Raw genomic sequence first — 20,924 nt, 5'->3', positions numbered from 1 at the left:
AGGCGCCCAGGCCCCTAGGTCCAGGGCTGTCACCCGGTCGAGCTTCGCAGATGCTCCTGGCGGCCCACCGCGTAGGCCTCGCGGAGCCAGGCGGCCAGTTCGCCGTCGACGTCGGATGGCTCGGTCACCCGCACCGTGTAGAGGTGCGTGTACGGAGACAGCGTTTCGACCCGTCGGAATCTGGGCGACTCGAGCCGGCGCGTGAGCCAGAATTCCACATCGAGCCACTTGTTCGCGGGTTTGACGCCGGCGAACCGGACTCTGACCATGAAGGCGACGCGGTCGCGGTAGGGGACCAGCGTTACCGGTCCGATCACCTCCACCGTATGGCGAACCAGCTCGAACAGCCGTTGAATGCTGTCCGGCCTGTCGCGGAACGGCTCGTCGAGGGTGTGCTGTGAGCAGGAATGGTTCATGTTCCGTGTGACAAACTGCCGCCCGCAGGAGGGGCAGGTCCACAAGGCGCGGCCGGTGCGCAGGCCCGGCGGCGGGACGTCCCCGCCCAGCACCTGGGCCAAAATTTGCTCCACCCGGCGCGCACGCGTCGAGGGCGTCCGGGCGTCCTCGAGGAAGCGGGTCAGCTCCCGCCGCTGCGAAACGGGCAGCTGCCCCCAGTTGTCCGACGCTCCCACGGCCGCGTCAAGGGCGGCCGATAAATCTCCGGGCGGGATGACCTCGTTGGTGTGGAGCGCATGGACATCCACTGTGACCGTTTCCCCGACGCGCACGCGCGTTGCCGTCCGGAGGCCCCCGGAAAGGTGCAGGACGTGCCGTCCGGACCTGGCCGGCATCACCGTGGCGTTGAACTCCGTACCTCTGAGCGTGCCGGTCACCCGGATCCGGCCATGCACCGCAAGCGGCAGCAGCTCAGCAACCGCTGTCGTCGGGACGTCCACGAATGGATTGGCCCCGCGCAGCTGAACAGTGGCGGTGAAGCGAACCATACGGTCATTATCGACCCGGCTGGCAGCCTCTGAAAGGAATCCCGATCTCCGGCGGCGTTGTCGTTAGGTGGAATTCTTACAAACTTAAGCATGAAGTCGACATAATGCTGTTAGGCTTGATTTCGCACCTAGAGAGAGTGAGCGATGATGCTTCTCGAAAGAGACCTGATACAGTCCGTCGGATTCCGCAATGTCAATGAAGGCGGGCGGGTAACCGGCTTCCAGTTCCGCGTCCGGATGCCTTCATACCGAGGCATGGCCGCGTCCCTCATCGACGGCATCGCCGTGCGTATCGGCAACATTGTCGATGTCGGCCCTCACGTTCCGCTGTGGACCTTCGGTAGGCAGACCTACACGCTGCAGCAGCTGTGGGACGGCAGCGGCGTCCGGTGGCCTTTGGAGGAAGCGGCGGTGGTTACCGTTCCGCTCGACGGCGGACTGCCGCAGGGCGTGCATGAGCTCTCCATCGAACTGCGCCTGCGGATGTCCTATATTCCGGTGGAGCACCAGCCCACCGTGCACCGCACCAGCCGAACAGTGACGCTCGGGCCCGAAGGCGGCGAAGGCTCCTTCCGCTATGGCGTGTCCCTGTACAGCTTTATGGGTGACTACGGCACGGTCATGGACCTGGAGACGGCGTTGGCCGCCGTCGCCGACGTGGGCGCTACCGGCGTCGAGATCCTCGGCGAGGGGCACATCCCCAACTATCCGGAGCCCCCTTCGGCGTGGATCGACAGCTGGTTTGGCCTGCTGGAGAAGTACTCGCTGGAGCCCACCAACTACGGTTCCTGGATTGACACGCGGCTGCACCCGGGGCGGACCATGACGGTTGCCGAAGGCGCAGAGGCGCTGCAGCGGGACCTGAGGCTGGCGCATCGGCTCGGCTTTGGGTTCGTGCGCCCCAAGATCGGCGTCGTATCCAGCGACCTGGTCCCCGACCCGATCTGGACCGAATCGGTGGAGCGCTCCCTTGACCTGGCGCACGAGACGGGCATCATCATCTGCCCGGAGATTCACTCGCCCACCCCCATCAAGCACCCCGTCGTCGAGGACTACATAGGCCTGATCGAGCGGACCGGCACCAAGAACTTTGGCCTGCTCATCGACACCGGAATCTTCCAGGACCGCCCGATTCCGCTGCGCGAGGGGGAGTCCCGGGAAGCACGGCCGGCGTTCCTTGACGGTATCGGCGTTGATCCGGCCGATTTCGCGGACATCGCCCAGTATGTCGTGTTCATCCAGGCGAAATTCCACGACATCAACGAGCAACTGGAAGACCAACAAATTCCCTGGTTGCCCGTGCTCAAGGCAATCAAGGAGTCCGGCTACACCGGCTATCTCTCCAGCGAATACGAAGGCGAACGCACTCCCTGGCGGGCCCTCGAGCAGGTGCGTCGCCAGCACTCTCTGATCCGTCGGATCACCGGCGAACTTTCCTGACCCATTCCATCCCTAGCAAAGAGAACAACAATGCCAAACGGACTTCTTGACGCTGCAAGCCTGCGTCCCCACACCGAGGGCCTCGCACTGGCCCTGACTCTTCCGTGGTACCGGAGCCTGTGGCTCTCCTCGGTATCCAGCCTGCGGCTCACCGTCGACGGCCAGGAAATCCCTGCCGAGGACCTGTCGCTGGAACTCGGGGGCGTCCGCTATGCGCTCGCTGACCTGCCCGCGCAAAGCGAAACCCTCTGGTACCTCCAGGAACACCCGCTGCTCATTGCCAGGCGACACAACCCCGTCTCCCTGGGTGAAAAGCTCCGGATCCAGCTGGTCGGGGAGCTGCGCCTGCCATACATGCAGATAGCCCCCGGCCAGGACGGCGGTCCCGGCATGTATGTCCCGAATTTCGTGAACCAGACCCTGGAGCTGACCGCCACAGACAGCGCGTTGGTTGCACCGGAACTGACGACGGCGGTCACCCCGCCCCCGCCGAAAGCGGAGGCCGATCCGTTCTCGCTGGGGCTCACCCTCTACTCGGCGAGTGCCGAGTTCCGGGCAGGCTGGTATGACTTCGACGGCCTGCTGAACCGCGTAGCGGAGCTGGGAATAGGTCCCGGGATCGAGATTGTGGCGTCGCAGGTCCTGCCTACCTATCCGGAGGTGACTGACGATTTCGCCCATGCTTGGCACGAGGCTTTCGACAAACACGGGTTCACTGCCAGCTCCTTCGGCGCCAACCTCGACATGGGCCGACGCCGGGACCGCGACATGACTCCGGACGAAGAGTACGAGTTTACGGAGACGCTTTTCCGCGGCGCCAAGAAGCTGGGTTTCCCGTTGGTTCGCATCCAGAGCGCAAAGCCGGAGCTGCTTCGCCGGCTCCTGCCGCTCGCAGAAAATCTGGAGCTCAAGCTTGCGTACGAGATCCATGCGCCGCTGGGGCCGAACTCCCCGGAAATCATGAAGGTTCGGGACGTCTACGCGGAGCTTGATTCACCGCTGCTGGGGTTCGTGGCCGACTTCTCCTCAACCATGCACAGCATGTCTCCGACGCTCCTGCGCGCGGTCCGCCGTGCCGGGCTGGACGACGAAGCCATCCAGAAGCTACAGGCCATCTGGGCCACCGATGCCCCGATGCGGGAGCGGCAGGAGGAGTTCATCGGCTACCTGCGGGGACGGGACTTTGATCCAGCCCGTCTTGGGTCCTTCGCGCACCTGGCCTTCAACATGCACGGACATGTCAGTCCGAAGGAATGGGCTGACATCATGCCTCAGATCATGCATGTGCACGCGAAGTTCTACGACATCGACGAGCAGGGAAACGAGCCCGCCATTGACTATCCGGAGCTGGTACGCGTTTTTGTCGAAGGCGGCTACCGCGGCTACTGGTCCAGCGAGTGGGAAGGCCACGCCTTCGCGGAGCTCGGCGAGGTGGACCCGCTGCTGCTGGTCCGGAAGCAGCACGACCTCATCCGCACGAGCATGCGGACGGCGTTGACGTCTGCCTGACCCTACAAAGCGAATATGCCTCGATGCCCGTCCAGTTATGGGCGGGCATCGAGGCATTAAGTGGGTTCCTTCGCCGCAGCGGCTGCCACGATGTCCCCGGCCTCCTTGAAGAGGCCCCGCATCCATTCGTGCTCGGAGTCCCGGTTGTGCACGGGGTGCCACCAGAGGGCATTAACCAGTGGTGTCGCATCGAAGGGCAGCTGCAGGATCCGCACACCGCCGACGCGCAGCGCGAACGGCGCTAGCGCCGCCTGAATGAGCGCGATCCGGTTGGTTCCCACTACAAAGTGCGGCAGGGACTGGAAACTTTCAACCACCACATCCACGCGAGGTTCGACGCCCAGCTGCATGATCTGGCGTTCCGCCGACGTTGACGCGGAGCGCGTCTGATAGGTCATCACCCAAGGAAGTTCGGCGATGTTCTCCATGGTGATGTACTCGCCTACGGCGTCGTTGGACGAGGAGACCACGGCCACCCATCCGTCCCTCCACAGGTCCAGGTAGGGGAGCCCGGTGAGGAAACCATGGGGAATGACCATCCCGTCCACGGACCGAAGGCGGTTCGCCGCGTCCTCTACCACCACCGGATTGTGGAGCATGAACCGGAACCGCACTCCCGGTGCGCGCTTGGCGGCAAGCTCGGAAGCAACCCGACCGATGGTGGTGAAGCCGTAATCTGAGCCGTAGATTGAGAACTCGCGCTTCGATTCTGTGGGCTCCCAGTTTGCCTGGCTCTCGAAGACGCGCCGCGCGGCTTCAAGGGCAGTGGTGGTGTGCTCTGCCAGCCGCAAGGCGAATGGCGTCAGTTCGTACGCATTTCCGCGGCGGGCCAGGATGGGGTCCCCGAAGTGGGACCGGAGCCGCGCAAGCGAGGCGCTGAGCGCCGGCTGGCTCAGATGAAGCCGCTCTGCCGCCCTCGTGACACTCCGCTCCGTGATGAGGGAATCCAGCGAGATCAGCAGGTTCAGGTCAAGCCGGGACAGCAGAACGTGGTTCGTCACGGCGGGACACTCTTTCGACGGTGAACTCGGTGAACTAAATTACTTCAGTGTATCAGCGCTATCGATACATTGTATGGCGCGCATCATGCTCCTCTATGCAAGGGGTGACTTCCACCCCAGCGAAACTTATGTCTGTCATCGGCAATACTTATGTGCTTTTTCTGCACATCTCCTGCATACTGATGAGTGACCGGGGTCACGGCTCCCGGAACTCTTCGACAATGAAGTCAGAAAGGCTGGACATGACACAGCACCGTTGCTATTCGGCTCTAAAGGTCGGCGCCCTCGCCGTCCCAACCATCGCAGCCCTTGTGCTCACCGGCTGCTCGGCCCCCGCCAGCAGCTCCCCCGCAGGAGGCGCCCAGGAATTTTCCCTGTCGTTCGCCACCTCCAACACCATTGCGAGCCCCTTCCAGGTGCTGGCTGAGAAGTACATGGCGTCGAACTCGAACGTGAAGATCACGTTCAACCCGCAGCCCAATGACTCGTATGACCAGACCTTGCGGACGCAGCTCCAGGCCGGAAACGCGTCCGACGTAGTCGTGACGTCACCGGGTTCCGGCACCGGCCGCAGCATCCTGCCCCTCGTTCAGGCAGGCTTCCTTGAGCCCTTGGATGGCGCCGCCAAGGAACTGGTCCCCGAGGGCAGCGAAGCCCTCTTCGGAACCGACGGAAAAGTCTACGGACAGGCGCCGGAAATCACAGTGGTTGGCCTGGTGGCCAACGAAACGGCCGCCAAAGCAGCCGGAATATCTGCTTTCCCGTCGGACTTCGCCTCCCTTGAGGATCAGTGCAGGTCGCTCGCATCGTCCGGCAAATCGTTCATCGCGCTGGCGGGCTCCGCGGCTCCAAACACCGGTCTGATGGCGATGTCCCTGGCCGCGTCCCGCGTCTATGCGGAGGACCCGAAGTGGAACGAAAAGCGTGCCGCCAAGGAGACCACATTCGCAGGCTCGGACGGCTGGAAAGCATCGCTGGAGGCAGTCACCCAACTCAATGACGCGGGCTGCTTCCAAAAGGGCGCTGCGGGCGCCGGTTTCGACGCCATCACCAAGGGTCTGGCCAGCGGAACCTCGGTTGCCGGCTTTATCCCCGGTCCCAGCTGGAAGCAGCTGAAGACCGCCGCTGCCGACGCGGACTTCAATGTGCGGGCGCTCCCGGCAGAGAAGAGCTCCGAAGGTTTCGTCTACGCCAGCGCGAACTACGCGTTCTCCATCAACGCAGCGTCCAAGAACAAGGACGCCGCCAAGGCGTTCCTTGACTGGGCGGCCGAACCTGAGCAGACCAAGGCCTTCGCGGAAATCGACGGCGCACTGCCTGTCACCGGCCTGGACAGCTACGACTTCAACGCTAGTGCCTACAAGAACGTCGGCGATCTCATCAAGGACGGAAAGTACGGCCCGCTGCCGAACAGCCAGTGGCCCAACTCCGCCGTGTACGACGCCCTCGCTACCGGCGTCCAGGGACTGATCACCGGACAGAAGACTGCCGATCAGGTACTCCAGGCCATGGATACGGCCTGGGGACAGTAAGAGCTTCAGACCACCACAGTTCCAACGACTCAAAGGGACAAGCAAGGATTACCATGACTGCGACGATGCAACCGAAAAGCGAAGCAGCAAAAGCACCCCTGCGGGGCAGGCGTGCTCCGGGGACGGGCGAAAACCCCCGTCCCCGGAGCGCAGGCCTGCAGTTGGGACATTGGTGGTGGGCGCTGCCCGGGATTGTCCTGGTTATCGCCATCCACTACGTGGCAACCGGTATCGGCGGCTTCTTCGCCTTCACCAACTGGACAGGCATCGGCTCGTTCAAGATTGTGGGCTGGCAGAACTTTGAAGCCATCTTCAAGGACCCCACCAAGCTCGGTGCCCTGACGAACACGTTGTTCCTGGCCTTTGGTTCGGTCTTGCTCGGCAACGTCGGCGGGCTCATCATCGCCCTCGGCCTCAACCGGATGCTGAAGACGCGATACATCCTCCGCACCCTCTTCTTTATGCCCGTAGTGCTCAGTCCGCTGGCCACTGCCTACGTCTGGAAGTACATCTTCGACTTCGACGGCCCCATCAACGTCTTCCTCACTTCAATAGGCGCCGGCGACCTCGCCAAGCCATGGCTTGCCGATCCCCAATGGGCCGTCTGGACAGTCCTGGTAGTCCTTGTTTGGGGGTCCACCGGCTTTGCCATGGTGATCTTCATGGCGGGACTTGCCGGTGTCCCGGTGGAAGTCGAGGAGGCGGCCGCCATCGACGGTGCGAACCTGTGGCAGCGCTTCCGGCATGTCACGTTGCCGGCCATCCGCCCCGCCATCGCCATTGCCACCACGCTGGGAATAGTCCAGGGGCTCCGGGTCTTCGATCCCATCATGGCACTGACCAACGGAGGACCCGCCGGCGCAACAGAAACGCTGGCCACCCAGGTCTACAAACAGGCATTTGCGCTCGGAAACTTTGGCGGCGGTGCCGCCCTGGCCCTGGTGCTTGCGGCCATCATCCTGTTCTTCGCCGTAATCCAGCAGCGGCTGACGCGTTCGAACCCCGAGGACTAACCATGTTCCGCTATACAAAACTCACCCTGCTCCGCGAAATTGGCCTTTGGGTCCTGGCCCTGATCTTCCTGGCGCCGTTCTACTTCCTGGTGACCACCGCCCTGAAGCCGGACAGCGAGATGTACACCACCTCGCCCCTGGCCCCGCCGAAGAACCCTGACTTCAGCAACTTCGTCGCTGTCCTGACGGCCACCGGCAACTCCAATGTTGTCCTCGGCCTGGTGAACAGCGTCATCATTACGGCGGGAAGCATCGTGGGACTGATCGCGCTCGGTTCAATCACTGGCTACGTCATTTCCCGCAGCACCCGCCGGTGGAGCAAGGGCGCGTACTACCTCTTCCTGATTGCCATCATCCTCCCCGGCCAGCTCGGCGCCGTGCCCCTCTACATGGGTGCACGGGCCATGGGCCTCACAGGATCCGCGTGGGGCCTGATCGTCCTCTACACCGGCATGCTCCTGCCGCTGTCGATCTTCCTCTACGCCAACTTTTTCCGAGGACTCGGCACAGACTACGAGGAAGCGGCAACCATTGACGGGGCCAGCCGGTCCCAGATTTTTGCCAAGGTGGTGCTGCCCATGATGGCTCCTGCCACCGGAACGGTCACCATCTTCGCCGGACTGATCGTGTGGAACGATTTCTTCACCTCGCTGATCTTCCTGGGCGGCTCGGCCAACCAGACGCTGCCGGTGGCCATGTACTACTACATCGGCTCCCTGGTTTCGGAATGGAATTCGATCTTCGCCATTGTGATCGTGTCCATGATTCCCATCCTGGCGCTGTTCCTGTTCGCGCAGAAGCGCTTCATTCAGGGCTTCTCCGGCGGCCTGAAGGGCTAGTCCCCACAGCCAACCGCGAAGCGTTCGAGCGCTTCGTGAAGATTTTCTACGCCCAAAAACGGGTGCGCAAAGCCTTCCACCCGATGTTTTAACCCCCTTCTACTTTCCAGGAGACACCCATGTTCCAACTTTCACCCAACATCGACCTTCTCTTCGCCGAAGCAGGCGAAAGTGCCGCGGACCGGGTTCGTGCTGCAGCAGCAGCCGGCTTCGACGCAGTGGAAATGTGGGGCCCAACCGGCAAAGACATCCCCGCGCTGAAGGCCGCACTCGAGGAAACCGGGGTCCAGCTCACCTCCCAGATCGCGGAGCCACGCATGCAGTTCATGATCCCGCCACGCAACCACGAGCCCTTCTATGAGGGTCTTGACGCGGGGGTTGCTGTAGCGCAGCAGCTGGGGTGCCCCCGGATTGTGGTGGGCAGCGGCACCGGCTTCGGCGGGCGCAAGCGGCAGGACCAGCTGGATGAACTGATCGAAATCTTCAGTAAGGGCACAGCGCACATCGAGGGTTCCGGCATCACCTTGGTCCTCGAGGCCGTCAACGTCCGGGTGGACCACCCCGGTGCCCTGCTGGACCGGACCTCGGAAGCCGTTTACATTGCCCGCGGTGTGACTTCACCGAACTTCGGCGTTCTCTACGACCTGTACCACTCCACGGTCGAGGGCGAAGACGTGGCCGCCGAGCTCGCCAACGCCGGTGACCTCATCAAGTACGTCCAGATCGCTGACGCCCCGGGACGTGGGGAGCCCGGTTCGGGATCCATCGACTGGCCGGCCCGGTTTGCAGAGCTGCAGAACAGCGGCTACACCGGACCCATTGGCCTCGAGTACTACCCCACCATCGACTCGGCGAAGTCCGTCCGCCGCATCCAGGAGCTGGTGGCGGGTCATGGGCGGTAGCAGGTACCCGGACGCCGTCGACGTCGCCATCGTTGGCAGCGGCCCAACGGCGTCGGCGTACGCGCGGATCCTCAGCGAGACGGCGCCCGGTGCCACCATTGCCATGTTCGAAGTGGGCCCCACGGTCAGTAATCCGCCTGGCGCCCACGTCAAGAATATTGCGGATCCGGAGGTCCGCAGCTTTGCCCAGCGGGCGTCCGAAGGCCCGGGTGCAGGTGCCGAAACCGTCAGCTCCCCCGGTGCGGTCAAGAACGGGGAACGCCGTTCCAGGCCCGGAACTTACCTGTTGCCCGATGGCTACGCGTTCCCCGGAGAAGATGGGATGCCCGTGGCTGCCATGTCCAGCAACGTGGGTGGCATGGCGGCCCACTGGACGGCTGCCTGCCCGCGTCCGGGAGGCAAGGAGCGCATTGCGTTCCTGCCGGATCTGGATCAGCTTCTTGACGACGCCGGCCGCCTGCTGGGCGTCACCACGCACGCTTTTGACGGTGCCCCCTTCTCGGGCCTTGTCCGTGAACGCCTCGCAGCGGTGGTGGACAATGGCCGAAAGCCGGCTTACCGTGTCCAGTCCATGCCGCTTGCCGTGCACCGGCGCGACGATGGTGCCCTGATGTGGTCAGGATCCGACGTCGTGATGGGGGATGCGACCCGGGAGAATCCGCACTTCAGCCTGTTTGACGAGTCCCTGGTAACCCGGGTGCTGGTCGACGGCGGCGTTGCTGCCGGCGTAGAGGTCCAGGACCGGCGCAGTGGCGAAACTCACCAGGTGGCCGCCCGTTACGTCGTGGTGGGCGCGGACGCCCTGCGCACGCCGCAACTACTGTGGGCCTCGGAAATCAGGCCCGCCGCGCTGGGCCGCTACCTCAACGACCAGGCACAGGTGGTGTTCGGCAGCAGGCTGCGCGACGTCTCCGCGGGGGATCCTCCTGCGGACGTGCAGGACGTGCAGGACGTGCAGGACGCGCAGGGCGGGCTCAGTGCGTACAGCGGTGTGGCGTGGGTTCCTTACACGGACGAGGCGCCCTTTCATGGCCAGATCATGCAGCTGGATGCGTCACCGGTTCCGCTGGCCGAGGATGACCCCGTTGTTCCGGGGTCGATCGTGGGGCTGGGCCTGTTCTGCGCGAAGGATCTCCACCGGGAGGACCGGGTGGCGTTCGACGAAGCTGCCCGTGACTCGTACGGGATGCCCGCCATGCGCATCCATTACCGCCTCACGCAGCGGGACCACGACGTGTTGGAGCGCGCCAAGCAGGAGATTGTCCGGCTGGGCAAGGCTGTGGGTGAACCGCTCGACGAGCACCCCTTTGTTCTACCGCCGGGATCCTCACTCCACTACCAGGGCACAACGCGCATGGGCGCAACGGACGACGGCGAGAGTGTCTGTTCTCCGGACAGCCAGGTCTGGGAGGTCCCCGGCCTTTTCGTGGCCGGCAACGGCGTCATCCCCACCGCCACCGCGTGCAACCCCACGCTGACGGCGGTGGCGCTCGCAGTGCGCGGGGCACGCAGGATTGCGGAAAAACTCACCAGCTCTTTGCTTATGTCCGAATCAGACAATAGACTGTCTAAATAATGAAGAAGCGGCAATTGCCCGCCCTTTCACCCAAGCACAGGCATTTGCTCAATCACAGGCAAGGCATGCCGCAGACAAGGAGGTCTCGATGATCGCCGACCGCATAATCGAGCAGGGAACACTTATCACCCAGGACGGCCGCACCGCCGTCGAAGTCCGCATCCCCTGGTACCGGGCCCTGCCGGGCTCGTGCATTGCAGGAGCCGCGCTGACAGTGGACGGCGTTGCCGCCCCGGAGGGCTCACTGCGCTGGACCATGAACAACCGCACATTCAGCTTTGAGGAACTCGTCGACGAGACCGGCGAATGGTGGTTCCCGCTGGACTCAGCAGTCCTTTCGGGCGAACTTCCCGTCCCGGACCGCGATGCCGAGCACGAGGTCCGGGTGGACCTGAAGCTCTACATTCCGTACATCATCACCGACCACGGCGTGCTGCATATCGAAGAGCACGACACCAAGACCATGAAGGTGGCACAGCGATGACCAGCCTCGGCACGCCGATCCAGGGCGTCACCCTTTACAGCTTCACCCGGGTCTCCCACGCCCGGCAGTACGACCTCGATGGCCTGATCCGCAAAGTGGCGGCCGAAGGCTTCGGCCCGGGGCTTGAAGTCATCGGGTTCTCCAGCCTGCGGGGCTTCCCGGACCGGATCGACGACACCTTCGTTGGGCAGTTCCGCGATCTGGTGGCCGAGGTTGACCTGGTTCCCACGTCGCTGGCAGTCAACGTTGACACGGGCATCCGCCGTGACCGGCTCATGAACCATGACGAGCTGGTGGAATACATGCGCAAGCAGATCGAGGTAGCTGCCAGGCTCGGCTTCCCTATCGCCCGCGTGCAGATTTCGCTGACTCCGGACGCCATGGAAAGCCTGCTGCCCGTGGCTGAGAAGTACGGTGTCACCCTGGCCCTGGAAGTCCACGCCGACCAGCACGGCGCGCACGAGCGTGTCCTCGCGCTGCGTGACCGCTACGAGAAACTGGATTCTCCCCTGCTTGGCTTCACCGCCGACTGGGGTGCCACCGTCACCGGCTTCGCACCCTCCCTGCTGGAGGCCTACCGCCGGCGCGGCGCTTCGGAAGAACTGCTCCGCCAGGTGGTTGACCTGTGGAACGGTTTCTACGCCGAAGGACCGCCGAACACGCAAAAGGTCCACGGTGAGCGCTTCGGTGCCTTCATCGGCCTGGCTGCCCGCAACGGCAGGCCGGACCTGGGCATTGACTTCGGCATCAACGGAACCGGGCTTTTCGGCCCTGCTCCCATAGACACCTGGCTGGAGATCATGCCGTGGGTACGCCACGTGCACGGCAAGTTCTTCGGCATCGATGAGAACGGCGAAGAGCCCTCGGTTCCCGTGCGTGGTCTGGTTCGCCAGCTCGTCGAGAACGGCTACTCCGGTGCCATCTCCAGCGAATACGAAGGCTGGCACTGGAACAACTGGCAGGACCCGTTCGACATCATCCGCGGTGAGCAGGCCGTCCAGCGTTCCGCTGCAACCAACGCAGGTTCGGCCATGATCACTGACGCCGCCGAAGCGCGCCGCATCCTCAACAGCCACCTCGCCCAGCCCGTCCGCGGCTGAAACACTAAGGACCAAGACATGTCAGAAGGCATCGCAGGCTCGGGCATCGAGCTCGGCATCACCCTCTATTCGCTCACCTCTGAATTCGCCGCCGGACTCTACACCCCGGAGACCCTCATCAAGGCCGTTGCCGATGAAGGCCTCGGTCCCGGCGTCGAGTTCAACATCGCCCAAATGCTGCGAACCTACCCCGGCGTCGACGACGATTTCATCCGCCTGTGGCGCGACAGCATGGACCGTTACGGACTCACCCCCAGCGCAGTGGGCACCAACCTGGACATGGGCCGCCGCAAGGACCGGGACATGACGCCGGATGAGGAGTACGACTTCTTCGCCGCGCAGCTGCGCACCGCCAACAAGCTCGGTTTCCACCGCGTGGTGATCCGCTCCGCCGGTAAGGAACTGCTCCGCCGGCTGCTTCCCCTGGCCGAGAAGTATGACCAGAAGCTCGGCTACGAGATCCATGCACCGCAGGGCCCGAACGACCCCAAAATCCTGCAGATCCGCGAAATGTACGCGGAACTGGGCAGCGACCGGCTCGGTTTCACGGCAGACTTCAGCTCCACCATGCACAGCCTTTCCCCGACGCTGTTCCGCACGCTGACGCAGATGGGGCTGCCTGAAGAGCACTTCGCCGTTATGCAGGACATCTGGCGCAAGCCGCTGCCGATGCAGGAACGCAACCAGGAATTCGAGGACTACCTCAACGCGAACAACTTCGACCCCGCTCGACTGGGCCCGTTTACCCGGCTGGCCTTCAACATGCACGGGCTGGTTCCGCCGGAGGAATGGCTGGACATCATGCCGCAGATCTTCCATGTCCATGCGAAGTTCTACGACATCGACGAAAACGGCAACGAGCCGGCGATGGACATTCCCCGCATTGTGCGGCAGTTCGTCAAGGGCGGCTACAAGGGCTACCTTTCCAGCGAATGGGAGGGGCACGCCTTCGCCGACCTCGGCGAATCCGATCCGATCGACCTCGTCAAGAAGCAGCACACGCTCATGCGGCGTGCCATCGAAGACGCCGTCGATTCAGAAGCAAACGTTCCCCACCCGACCTTGGTCGAGACTGTTAAGTAAGGAAAAGCCATGGCAACTCACAATTCCTTGTTCCAGGACGCCGACGTCCGCAGGCACCCCGAGGGCATCGCCGTGTCAGTGCAGCTGCCCTGGTACCGCAGCCTCTGGCTGTCCGCTGTTGACGACGTCGTCGCATCCGTCAACGGAGATGAGGTCCCCAAGGAGTCCCTCCGTTTTGAACTGGCGGGAAAGTCCTACTCCATTGCCGATCTTCCCGAGCAGTGGGAAACCCTGTGGTTCGTGGCTGATAAGCCGGAGATCATCATCCCGCTGGACCGCGTCCCCGACGCCGGCGAAGAGATCGACGTCGAGGTCATCCTCACGCTCCGCCTGCTGTACATGCAGATCGCGCCCCAGCGTTACGTGGGCAACCGCGTGGCGGTGGAGCGCAAGGTGGTGCTCGCATGACAACCCTGCGCGTGGCCATGATCGGCCACGGGTTTATGGGTGCCGCCCACTCCCAGGGCTGGCGGACGGCCCCCCGGGTGTTCGACCTGCCGGCCGAGCCGGAAATGGCAGTTGTTGTGGGCCGCAACGCGTCCGCCACTGCAGCGGCGGCGAAGAAGTGGGGCTGGGCGGAGTCAGCCACGGACTGGCGCGAAGTGATCGCCCGGGACGATATCGACGTCGTCGACATCGTCACCCCCGGTGACTCCCACGCCGAGATTGCGATCGCCGCACTTGAGGCCGGGAAGCACGTTTTGTGCGAAAAGCCGCTGGCCAACACTGCGGCGGAGGCCGAAGCGATGGCCGAGGCGGCCGAGCGCGCGGCGGCAAGGGGCATCCGGGCGATGGTGGGTTTCACGTACCGCCGCGTTCCCGCCGTCACGTTCCTCCGCAACCTCATCGCGGAGGGGGCCGTGGGCAGGATCCATCACGTGCGCGCCGCCTACCGGCAGGACTGGCTGGTTGACCCGGAGATGCCGCTGGCCTGGCGGCTGCAGAAGGAGCACGCCGGTTCCGGTGCGCTGGGGGACATCGGTGCCCATGCCATTGACCTGGCCCAGTTCGTGACCGGGCTGAACCTGGAGAAGGTATCCGGCGTCATTGAAACCATCGTGAAGGAGCGGCCGCTGCTCGACTCCGGCATTGGGCTTTCTAATACAGGTCTTTCCGGCTCCGCCGGTATTGGCAAAGGCCAGGTGACGGTGGACGACATCGCCATCTTCACCGGCCGCTTCGAGTCCGGGGCGTTGGCGTCGTTCGAGGCCTCCCGCTTCGCCACCGGCCGGAAGAACGCGCTGGAGATCGAGGTCTCGGGGGACAAGGGCGCGCTGGCCTTCGACCTTGAGGACCTTAACAGCGTCCAGTTCTACGACCGCACGGCACCCGCGGACCGCCAAGGCTTTCGGAAGATCCTAGTCACCGAAGCGGAGCATCCCTACGTTTCGGCGTGGTGGCCCGCCGGCCACATGCTCGGCTACGAACACGGGTTCTCCCACCAGGTCAAAGACCTCGTGGAAGGCATCGTGGCCGGCACTGATCCGCATCCGACCTTCGCTGACGGGCTAAGGGTGCAGCGGGTGCTCGACGCCGTCGAGCGCAGTTCCGAGAATGATTCCGCCTGGACGCGCGTCGCCGTCGACGTTCCTGTGCGGGGCTTGTAGAGAGGGGAAATACGTGGCACGACCAATTACCTTGTTTACCGGCCAATGGGCCGACTTGCCGTTTGAGGAGGTGGCCCGGCTCGCCGGCGAGTGGGGCTACGACGGGCTGGAGATCGCCTGCTGGGGTGACCACCTGGACCCCTGGCGATGGGATGACGACGCCTACGTACAGGGCAAGCTGGACGTCCTTGAACGCCACGGCCTCAAGGTATGGACCATCGCCAACCATCTCAAGGGCCAGGCCGTCTGTGACGACCCTATCGACGAACGGCACCGCGGCATCCTGCCGGACGTCGTGTGGGGCGACGGCGATCCTGAAGGGGTCCGCCGTCGCGCAGCAGAGGAGTTGAAGAACACCGCGCGGCTCGCCGCCAGGCTCGGCGTGAAGACGGTCACCGGATTTACGGGATCGTCCATCTGGAAGTACGTAGCGATGTTTCCGCCGGCCACCGAGAAGATGGTCGACGCCGGCTACCAGGACTTTGCGGACCGGTGGAACCCCATCCTGGACGTCTTTGATGAGGTCGGGGTCCGCTTTGCCCATGAGGTGCATCCGTCCGAGATCGCCTACGACTACTGGACAACGCAGCGCACCCTCGAAGCGATCGGGCACCGTGAGGCCTTTGGGCTGAACTGGGACCCGAGCCACATGGTGTGGCAGGACATCGATCCGGTGGGGTTCCTGTGGGACTTCAAGGACCGCATCTACCACGTGCACTGCAAGGACACGAAGAAGCGCCTCGTCAACGGCCGGAACGGCCGCCTGTCATCCCATCTGCCCTGGGCGGATCCGCGGCGCGGCTGGGACTTCATCTCCACCGGGCATGGCGACGTGCCTTGGGAGGATGCATTCCGCATGCTCAATGCGATCGATTACCGCGGTCCGCTGTCCGTGGAGTGGGAGGACGCGGGCATGGACCGGCTGGACGGCGCGCCCGAGGCGCTTGCCTTCGTGCGCCGGCTCGCCAGCTATGAACCCTCCGCGGTTGCCTTCGACGCCGCTTTCAGCACGAAGTAGTACCGCCCGGAGTAGCAAGTAACAGAAAGGTCGGCCCAGCGGGGCCGACCTTTCTGTTACTTCAGCCGGGGAGTGAGCTTGTCGACGCCCGTTTTCGATGGCCTCACCCACCGACCCCTTGGGCCGCCAGGGCGGACTCCGCCAGCGCCAGATGCCGCCGCGTCATATCGGTGGGGTCGTCCTGCAGCCATTCGTGGCCTCCCCACTCGCTGGTCAGCGTGCCGGTGAAGCCGTTCCTGCCGAGCAGGCTGCCAAGGTCACGCAGAGGCTGGGAAACCCGGCGGCCGTCGTCGTCCAGGTCCCAGAACTTCAGGTGGAAAGCGCCCACCAGGGGGAGGATGCCGTGCAGGTCTGTGGCATCGCTGCGGCCGAAGCGGATGACCAGGTTCATAAAGAGGGTGTGGATGCGCGGCGGAACATTCCGTGCCCGGAGCAGGGCGGTGACGGCGTCATGGGTGGCGGGGTCCCGCCAGTCATTCTCCAGGCGCTCCAGAAGGTCGGCGGAAACGCCTCCCCGCCGCAGTTCTTCTAGGTAGCTGACAGGAAGGGCCGGCATCAGCATGCTGATGTCCACGAGCACGCGCACGTGATCATCTGCAAGCCCTGCTATCGCATCCAGGGCCGGTGTCACGGCAGGGTTGCCCGGATTCTGCTGCCCCTGGATCTCTTCAAACAGCACTAGGTCGAGTTCGTGCAGCAGCGGCTGCAGCAGTTCGAGCAGTTCCGTGCCCGCCTGTCCGATTGGCAAACGGACGCCGCTGGCTCCCACGCGTTGCGCGGCATGGAGTTGGGGGACCAGGAAGTCCAGGCGTTCCTGCAGCGAACGCCGGCCGGTTGGGGACGTGAAGTCGTCGAGGCTTGCGCCCACGATGCTGACTCGTCCGCCTTTGGCTGCCAGCTCGTCGTGCAGGGCGTCCACCTCGGCGTCCTGTGGAGCGGGGAAGGACCGCCATAGCAGCCCCGGTTCCAGCTCGATTGTTTTCGTGACGGAGTCCGCTATGCCGGTGACGATGTCGTGGGCAGTTCGGCGGGCAGAGGTGATCTCTGGAGTCCAGTTGAACGAGCTGGCGCAAAGGGTCCAGCTGTCAGGAATTTCGGGGGCCATTTGGCACCTTCCCAATTATGCGTGTTAATGACAAACTTATGTCACTTTTAGGATAAAGGATGGAAGCCATGTTGGAAACAGCTTTGCGCGAAGATGCGCTGAGGGCCACGCCGTGGGGGTTTGAGCTTCGCGTGGGCCTTCCCTGGATCCGTTCGATGCCCCTGTCCAGCCTGGCTGGCCTGGCAGTTGAGGTGGACGGGGTCCCGCTGGAGCAAGGGGAGTTCGCGGTGGTACTGGGGAACCGCGAGGTGCCGGCAGATTCACTTGGGGAGGAGGCCGGGTGGTGGTTTGTGCAGGACAGGCTCGTCCTGGCGGGCAAGGGCGAGCTGCGCAGTGGTGTGCACACCGTGGCTGTCGACTTCCAGTTGCTGGTGCCCTACCTGCAGGCAGGCCCCGGCTCTCCGCTGGTCCTGCCGTTCCGCCTTGAAGCAAAGTTGGTAGTTGACCGGGCGCCAGTGCCCAGCGTCTCCCGCGACGTGGCCTGATAGATGTGATGCGGTCTGAGCGGGGCGCAGGTAACGCCTGCGCCCGAGGTGAACCCTATGCCGGAACAGTTGCCCGTTCCGGTGACGGACGGCCCTCCGCGAACCAGCGGGGGAAGGTGACGTCGAACAGCTGTTCGCGGGCCAGTTCGGCGCCGCCGCGCAAGGGTTCACGCTCATCGTTAACGGAAAGTGTGATGGTGAGGTCCCGGGTAGCGAGCGGCAGCGACAATTCGTAGACGCGTTGGCGCACCTCGGCCAGGAACACCTCGCCGGCAGAGCCCATGGCGCCGCCAATGACAATGACTCCGGGGTTGAACATGTTCACGAGGGCTGAAATAGTTTCGCCTGCCACGCGGGCCGACTTTTGGACGAGAGTGATGGCCAGGGAGTCCCCGGCCTGGGCTGCGAGGGTGATCTCCTCAAGGGTTAGCGCCCCCTTCTTCGCCAGCGGGGCAAGGGAGGTATTGACCCCTTCCTTGATAGCCTCTTCTGCGTCCCGGACCAGGGCCCAGCCGCCGGCAACCGCTTCCAGGCAGCCAATCTTGCCGCAACGGCACTGTTCTTCCGAGTCGGAGACGCGGACATGGCCGATATCGCCGGCGGCCCCGTTTGCACCCCGGTGGATCCTGCCCTTGGACAGCAGGCCGGCTCCGATGCCCGAGCCGATTTTGCAGTAGATGAGGTCCGCCAGTGAGTCGCGCCGCCGGGCACGTTCCCCGAGGGCAAGGAGGTTGGAATCGTTGTCCACCCATACCGGTGCATTGAAGCGTTCTTCAAAGGGGGTGCGGACATCGTAACCGTTCCACCCCGGCATGATCGGTGGCGCCACGGGCTGCCCCGTAGCGAAGTCCACCGGGCCGGGAAGCCCCACCACTACACCCCACACGGGTACTTTGGAGTCATTCTTCAGCAAATCATCGATCAGGGACATGACCGCGTCGATGGTCTTCTCCGGACCCTGCGCGATATCCCAGGGGCGATGCGTGTGTTCCAGGATGTCGCCGTCGAGCGCAGTTATGCCGACCCTCATGTGAGCCGCTCCGAGGGCACATATCACGATCCGTCCCTGCTCCGCCCGGAAGCGCAGGGTCCGTGGCGCGCGGCCGCCGGACGAGGCGCCGAACTCCCCGTCCCCGAGGAAGCCAATCGCAATGGCCTGATCCACGCGTTGACTGACCACGCCCCTGCCCAAGCCGGTGACCTTGCCGATTTCCGGGCGGGTTGTTGCTTCGCCCGTTCGCACCAGGTTGACGATCCGCAAAAGGCTCGTCACCTCGTCCGTTTGGGCCCCAAAGCGGAGTGTGGAGTCAGTCGTCATGTTCACAATTCTCACACATGGGGGCCGACTAAGGTGCGGCGCGGCGCGACTATAGCCGAAACCTACCTCACTTATGAATAATAGAGACATAAGAGGGAGGGCATCGATGCCTTGGAACGTTGGAATTATTGGAGCCGGGCCAGGCGTTGCGGCTCTTCATCTTCCGGTCTTAGGGCGGCTGGCGGAGCTGTTCAGCGTGGTGCACATTGCCGATGCCGGAAGCGGGCGGGCCCGGGTTCTGGCCGGGCAGCTTGGTGCCCGCTGGTCGGAGGGGGAGGCGGAGCTGCTCGCGGACGCGGACGTGGACGTGGTGGCAATTTGCAGTCCGCCCGCCGAACATTCCCGCCAAATCCTGGCAGCCGTGGCCGCGGGCAAACGCGCCATCTTCTGCGAGAAACCGCTGGCCACCAGCAGGGAAGAGGCCGATCAGGTAATCTCTGCGTGCCGGGCCGCAGGCACCATCCTCCTGGTGGGAACGAACCATCTGTTTGATTCGGCATGGGGGCGCGCAAAACACCACCTTGTGGCCCTCGAAGGCCGAGTGCAGGCGATCTCCGTGACGCTGTCGCTCCCGCCCAACGACGGGTACCACCAGTTGGTCACTGAGGGCGGACCCTTCACAGCTGCCCGGCGGGGACGTCCCGACCTGGACGATCCTGCAGTGGCGGCGGCCGTCCTGAGGCAGTTGCTGACAGGGCTCGCGATCCACGATCTTCCTGCCGTCAGGGACATAGCGCCGGGCATCGACGAAGTGGTTTATGCCCGGGTCGCTCCACCCATCGGCTATGTGGTGGGGTACCGGGCAGGCGGAGTCCTGGTCCAACTGGCGCTCACCATGCTTCCGCAAGGACCGGATGCGCTGTGGCGGATGAGCATCGCGACCTCCCACGATCGAATCGAGGTTAGCTTCCCACCTGCCTTCGTCCATGCCGGAAGTGCCGCCACCCGGGTACGAAGCGTGGACGGGCTCTGGACGGAGTACCCGCGGGATCCGGAAGACGGCTACGTGACGGAATGGCGCCTGTTTGCGTCGCTCCTCGAGGGCGCAGCCCCGGTGGAGTACGGCGAACTGTTGGCGGACTCGCACTATGCAATCGACCTCGCCGACGCTGCGGCCGCGAAAGTTCTTGAAGGAGTGCCGCTATGAGTCAAGGAGATCGAGGGTATGGAGTTTTCACTGCGCTGCCTTCCTACGTGGCTGCTGTTGCCGAGCTGCCTCTCAGTGCCGCACTGACCGAGAACCTCGGCGGCGCGGTGGTGGTGGTGCCTGGGTCCGGTGATTGGTGGCAGGGCATGTTGGCGGCCCGGGCCGGGGGAGCTTTGGCGGTGGTCATCGCGGACCCGTGCGTGCTCCCGCCGGAGGCGCGTGAATCCGACCCGTGGCAAGGTGGCATCCCTGTCATTGTTGACCGCCCCCGCCTCCGCCCCGATGTTGTCGCTGATGCGGTCCGCGCACGGCGGAGCAGTCCGGCCCGGATGGTCACGGTGGAGTGCTCTGCCCCCGCAGAGGCCCTTGATGCCGCCATCTGTGACGGCCTCGGCTGGGCGCGGTCCCTGGTTCAGGGGCCGTTGACGCTTCGGTCCAGCACTGCCACGGCGCACAGCAGGATCGCACTCCTGGACGCGGGGGGCTCTGCCGGCGAGTCAGTTCCCACCACCCTTGCGACGACGACGACGACGCCCGCGGCCGCGGGCCTACGCGCCGGTGGTCTGCTCCAGGTGCTCGCCCTCGGCGAGGTGAGGACGGAAGTAACGGTGGACCAACCTGCCGGACTGATGCGTCTGGAGACATCCACCGAGGACGGGACTTTGAGGGCTCCGGAGCGCTTTGAATCATCGTCCCGCCTCGCGCTGCGCCGGGCGCTCGAGGCCTGTGCCTCGGGAGAGCCTGTTGCTGACCTGGAGGAGCTGCTCGAGGACCTGGCCCTCACTCGGGACCTGTTCAGCGCATAGGCGGCACTGTCGGAC

At 64.2% G+C, this 20,924-nt stretch carries 20 protein-coding genes; 16 read left to right on the top strand and 4 right to left on the bottom strand.

The genetic code is table 11. The features are described from left to right. Positions 1–29 precede the first annotated feature (29 nt). Positions 30–944, bottom strand: coding sequence for a DUF1905 domain-containing protein (locus ACZY0Q_RS16290; RefSeq protein ID WP_463918407.1), 915 nt, complete (start codon positions 942–944; stop codon positions 30–32). Positions 945–1,091: 147 nt separating this feature from the next. Between ACZY0Q_RS16290 and ACZY0Q_RS16285 the strand changes: the two genes are divergently transcribed. Together ACZY0Q_RS16285 and ACZY0Q_RS16280 are read left to right on the top strand one after the other, a co-directional pair. Next, on the top strand, positions 1,092–2,384 hold the full coding sequence (locus ACZY0Q_RS16285) for a C-glycoside deglycosidase beta subunit domain-containing protein (protein WP_463918679.1): 1,293 nt from the start codon (positions 1,092–1,094) through the stop codon (positions 2,382–2,384). Positions 2,385–2,414: 30 nt separating this feature from the next. Further along, positions 2,415–3,893: a C-glycoside deglycosidase beta subunit domain-containing protein gene (locus ACZY0Q_RS16280; RefSeq protein ID WP_463918405.1), complete on the top strand. Its 1,479-nt coding sequence runs from the start codon at positions 2,415–2,417 to the stop codon at positions 3,891–3,893. Positions 3,894–3,949: 56 nt separating this feature from the next. Here the strand turns inward: ACZY0Q_RS16280 and ACZY0Q_RS16275 are convergent, their stop codons facing one another. Further along, the gene (locus ACZY0Q_RS16275; protein ID WP_463918403.1) at positions 3,950–4,894 is read right to left on the bottom strand and encodes a LysR family transcriptional regulator; all 945 of its coding nucleotides are present in this window, start codon (positions 4,892–4,894) and stop codon (positions 3,950–3,952) included. A gap of 242 nt (positions 4,895–5,136) precedes the next feature. Here ACZY0Q_RS16275 and ACZY0Q_RS16270 point away from each other — a divergent pair, with 242 nt between their 5' ends. From ACZY0Q_RS16270 to ACZY0Q_RS16220, 11 genes are all read left to right on the top strand, one after another. After that, positions 5,137–6,426, top strand: coding sequence for an ABC transporter substrate-binding protein (locus tag ACZY0Q_RS16270; protein WP_463918401.1), 1,290 nt, complete (start codon positions 5,137–5,139; stop codon positions 6,424–6,426). 53 nt (positions 6,427–6,479) lie between these two features. Continuing rightward, positions 6,480–7,439, top strand: coding sequence for a carbohydrate ABC transporter permease (locus tag ACZY0Q_RS16265; RefSeq protein WP_463918399.1), 960 nt, complete (start codon positions 6,480–6,482; stop codon positions 7,437–7,439). A 2-nt stretch (positions 7,440–7,441) separates the two neighbouring features. Then, entirely contained in the window at positions 7,442–8,278 is an 837-nt protein-coding gene (locus ACZY0Q_RS16260; RefSeq protein WP_463918397.1) for a carbohydrate ABC transporter permease, read from the top strand. Between the two features lie 119 nt (positions 8,279–8,397). Further along, on the top strand, positions 8,398–9,180 hold the full coding sequence (locus ACZY0Q_RS16255; RefSeq protein WP_463918395.1) for a TIM barrel protein: 783 nt from the start codon (positions 8,398–8,400) through the stop codon (positions 9,178–9,180). After that, on the top strand, positions 9,170–10,756 hold the full coding sequence (locus tag ACZY0Q_RS16250) for a GMC oxidoreductase (RefSeq protein ID WP_463918393.1): 1,587 nt from the start codon (positions 9,170–9,172) through the stop codon (positions 10,754–10,756). The genes ACZY0Q_RS16255 and ACZY0Q_RS16250 overlap by 11 nt, the downstream gene beginning before the upstream one ends. A gap of 88 nt (positions 10,757–10,844) precedes the next feature. Next, positions 10,845–11,240: a C-glycoside deglycosidase beta subunit domain-containing protein gene (locus ACZY0Q_RS16245; protein ID WP_463918391.1), complete on the top strand. Its 396-nt coding sequence runs from the start codon at positions 10,845–10,847 to the stop codon at positions 11,238–11,240. Beyond that, positions 11,237–12,340 carry a sugar phosphate isomerase/epimerase family protein gene (locus ACZY0Q_RS16240; protein ID WP_463918389.1) on the top strand — a complete coding sequence of 368 codons (1,104 nt, stop codon included), beginning with the start codon at positions 11,237–11,239 and terminating at the stop codon, positions 12,338–12,340. The genes ACZY0Q_RS16245 and ACZY0Q_RS16240 overlap by 4 nt, the downstream gene beginning before the upstream one ends. 18 nt (positions 12,341–12,358) lie before the next feature. After that, positions 12,359–13,423, top strand: a complete 1,065-nt coding sequence (locus ACZY0Q_RS16235) for a sugar phosphate isomerase/epimerase family protein (RefSeq protein WP_463918387.1) — start codon at positions 12,359–12,361, stop codon at positions 13,421–13,423. A 9-nt stretch (positions 13,424–13,432) separates the two neighbouring features. After that, positions 13,433–13,831 carry a C-glycoside deglycosidase beta subunit domain-containing protein gene (locus ACZY0Q_RS16230; protein WP_463918385.1) on the top strand — a complete coding sequence of 133 codons (399 nt, stop codon included), beginning with the start codon at positions 13,433–13,435 and terminating at the stop codon, positions 13,829–13,831. Further along, entirely contained in the window at positions 13,828–15,030 is a 1,203-nt protein-coding gene (locus ACZY0Q_RS16225) for a Gfo/Idh/MocA family protein (RefSeq protein WP_463918383.1), read from the top strand. The genes ACZY0Q_RS16230 and ACZY0Q_RS16225 overlap by 4 nt, the downstream gene beginning before the upstream one ends. A 13-nt stretch (positions 15,031–15,043) precedes the next feature. Beyond that, positions 15,044–16,048, top strand: a complete 1,005-nt coding sequence (locus ACZY0Q_RS16220) for a sugar phosphate isomerase/epimerase family protein (RefSeq protein ID WP_463918381.1) — start codon at positions 15,044–15,046, stop codon at positions 16,046–16,048. A 103-nt stretch (positions 16,049–16,151) separates the two neighbouring features. Here ACZY0Q_RS16220 and ACZY0Q_RS16215 read toward each other — a convergent pair whose 3' ends face one another. Next, the gene (locus tag ACZY0Q_RS16215; RefSeq protein ID WP_463918379.1) at positions 16,152–17,153 is read right to left on the bottom strand and encodes a restriction endonuclease subunit R; all 1,002 of its coding nucleotides are present in this window, start codon (positions 17,151–17,153) and stop codon (positions 16,152–16,154) included. Between the two features lie 68 nt (positions 17,154–17,221). On the opposite strand from ACZY0Q_RS16215, the gene ACZY0Q_RS16210 reads away from it, so the two are divergent. Next, complete coding sequence (locus ACZY0Q_RS16210; protein WP_463918378.1) at positions 17,222–17,638, top strand: C-glycoside deglycosidase beta subunit domain-containing protein; 417 nt, start codon at positions 17,222–17,224, stop codon at positions 17,636–17,638. A 55-nt stretch (positions 17,639–17,693) separates the two neighbouring features. On the opposite strand, the gene ACZY0Q_RS16205 is transcribed toward ACZY0Q_RS16210, so the two are convergent. Beyond that, positions 17,694–18,956, bottom strand: a complete 1,263-nt coding sequence (locus ACZY0Q_RS16205) for an ROK family protein (RefSeq protein WP_463918377.1) — start codon at positions 18,954–18,956, stop codon at positions 17,694–17,696. 106 nt (positions 18,957–19,062) lie between these two features. Here ACZY0Q_RS16205 and ACZY0Q_RS16200 point away from each other — a divergent pair, with 106 nt between their 5' ends. Together ACZY0Q_RS16200 and ACZY0Q_RS16195 are read left to right on the top strand one after the other, a co-directional pair. Next, entirely contained in the window at positions 19,063–20,103 is a 1,041-nt protein-coding gene (locus tag ACZY0Q_RS16200; RefSeq protein ID WP_463918376.1) for a Gfo/Idh/MocA family protein, read from the top strand. After that, positions 20,100–20,909 carry a hypothetical protein gene (locus ACZY0Q_RS16195; protein ID WP_463918374.1) on the top strand — a complete coding sequence of 270 codons (810 nt, stop codon included), beginning with the start codon at positions 20,100–20,102 and terminating at the stop codon, positions 20,907–20,909. The genes ACZY0Q_RS16200 and ACZY0Q_RS16195 overlap by 4 nt, the downstream gene beginning before the upstream one ends. The last annotated feature ends 15 nt before the right edge of the window (positions 20,910–20,924 follow it).

The organism is Pseudarthrobacter lactosi, assembly GCF_055412785.1.
This window is presented reverse-complemented; position numbering and strand designations above follow the sequence as displayed.

Excerpts from the sequence above, each read along its gene's own strand:
- ACZY0Q_RS16200 (WP_463918376.1), top strand. The coding sequence starts at position 19,063 with ATGCCTTGGAACGTTGGAATTATTGGAGCCGGGCCAGGCGTTGCGGCT.
- ACZY0Q_RS16265 (WP_463918399.1), top strand. The coding sequence starts at position 6,480 with ATGACTGCGACGATGCAACCGAAAAGCGAAGCAGCAAAAGCACCCCTG.
- ACZY0Q_RS16240 (WP_463918389.1), top strand. The coding sequence starts at position 11,237 with ATGACCAGCCTCGGCACGCCGATCCAGGGCGTCACCCTTTACAGCTTC.
- ACZY0Q_RS16250 (WP_463918393.1), top strand. The coding sequence starts at position 9,170 with ATGGGCGGTAGCAGGTACCCGGACGCCGTCGACGTCGCCATCGTTGGC.
- ACZY0Q_RS16210 (WP_463918378.1), top strand. The coding sequence starts at position 17,222 with ATGTTGGAAACAGCTTTGCGCGAAGATGCGCTGAGGGCCACGCCGTGG.
- ACZY0Q_RS16260 (WP_463918397.1), top strand. The coding sequence starts at position 7,442 with ATGTTCCGCTATACAAAACTCACCCTGCTCCGCGAAATTGGCCTTTGG.
- ACZY0Q_RS16285 (WP_463918679.1), top strand. The coding sequence starts at position 1,092 with ATGCTTCTCGAAAGAGACCTGATACAGTCCGTCGGATTCCGCAATGTC.
- ACZY0Q_RS16230 (WP_463918385.1), top strand. The coding sequence starts at position 13,433 with ATGGCAACTCACAATTCCTTGTTCCAGGACGCCGACGTCCGCAGGCAC.
- ACZY0Q_RS16290 (WP_463918407.1), bottom strand. The coding sequence starts at position 944 with ATGGTTCGCTTCACCGCCACTGTTCAGCTGCGCGGGGCCAATCCATTC.
- ACZY0Q_RS16235 (WP_463918387.1), top strand. The coding sequence starts at position 12,359 with ATGTCAGAAGGCATCGCAGGCTCGGGCATCGAGCTCGGCATCACCCTC.
- ACZY0Q_RS16205 (WP_463918377.1), bottom strand. The coding sequence starts at position 18,956 with ATGACGACTGACTCCACACTCCGCTTTGGGGCCCAAACGGACGAGGTG.
- ACZY0Q_RS16280 (WP_463918405.1), top strand. The coding sequence starts at position 2,415 with ATGCCAAACGGACTTCTTGACGCTGCAAGCCTGCGTCCCCACACCGAG.
- ACZY0Q_RS16215 (WP_463918379.1), bottom strand. The coding sequence starts at position 17,153 with ATGGCCCCCGAAATTCCTGACAGCTGGACCCTTTGCGCCAGCTCGTTC.
- ACZY0Q_RS16255 (WP_463918395.1), top strand. The coding sequence starts at position 8,398 with ATGTTCCAACTTTCACCCAACATCGACCTTCTCTTCGCCGAAGCAGGC.
- ACZY0Q_RS16195 (WP_463918374.1), top strand. The coding sequence starts at position 20,100 with ATGAGTCAAGGAGATCGAGGGTATGGAGTTTTCACTGCGCTGCCTTCC.
- ACZY0Q_RS16225 (WP_463918383.1), top strand. The coding sequence starts at position 13,828 with ATGACAACCCTGCGCGTGGCCATGATCGGCCACGGGTTTATGGGTGCC.
- ACZY0Q_RS16245 (WP_463918391.1), top strand. The coding sequence starts at position 10,845 with ATGATCGCCGACCGCATAATCGAGCAGGGAACACTTATCACCCAGGAC.
- ACZY0Q_RS16270 (WP_463918401.1), top strand. The coding sequence starts at position 5,137 with ATGACACAGCACCGTTGCTATTCGGCTCTAAAGGTCGGCGCCCTCGCC.